Source organism: Paenibacillus turpanensis, assembly GCF_011421635.1.
Classification (GTDB): domain Bacteria; phylum Bacillota; class Bacilli; order Paenibacillales; family YIM-B00363; genus Paenibacillus_AK; species Paenibacillus_AK turpanensis.
This window is the reverse complement of sequence record NZ_WTLI01000065.1, coordinates 1-663: the sequence shown is the minus strand read 5'-3', so window position 1 is coordinate 663 and position 663 is coordinate 1. Positions and strand designations below refer to the sequence as shown.

The following is a 663-nucleotide window of genomic DNA, read 5'->3' as shown; positions in this document are numbered from 1 at the left end:
TGGATCGTCTACACTTAGTTGGACAGAAAAAATAAGGGCTTGTAGAATAGACCTATTATCTTAAGGAGCGGATCTCTACAATGCCAAAACAACAACGGCGTACCTTTACTTCAGAATTCAAAAAACAAATGGTGGAACTCTATGAAAACGGGAAAACTAGAGCAGCGATTGTAGAGGAATATGATCTCACTGCCTCCGCTTTAGACCGCTGGATCAAGCAAGCTCAGACAACGGGTTCCTTCAAGGAGAAGGATAATCGATCGTCAGAAGAAAATGAGCTGCTGGCTTTACGTAAAGAGAACCAGCGCCTGAAAATGGAGGTGGATATTTTAAAGCAAGCCGCGCTGATCATGGGACGAAAGTAACTATCATCCAAAACAACCTTGATAAATACTCGGTATCAGCAATGTGCGACGTCCTACAGATCGCAAGAAGTACGTTTTACTATGAAGCGAAAGAACAACCGAACGAAGACGATATATCGGAAGCGATTGTGGAGATTTTCCATAAGAATAGAAAAGCATATGGCACACGCAAGCTTAAAGTTAAGCTCCAAGAACGCGGACTGATTGTATCCAGACGTAGAATTGGCCGCATCATGAAAGAACAAGGTCTGGTTTCCACCTACACCGTGGCTCAATATAAGCCTCTTAAAGCCGCTTC

General features: G+C 43.3%; 1 pseudogene. It reads left to right on the top strand.

The window, feature by feature from the left end:
* Window positions 1-80: 80 nt before the first annotated feature.
* A pseudogene (locus tag GQS10_RS23415) lies at window positions 81-663 on the top strand (IS3 family transposase); the annotation flags it as partial.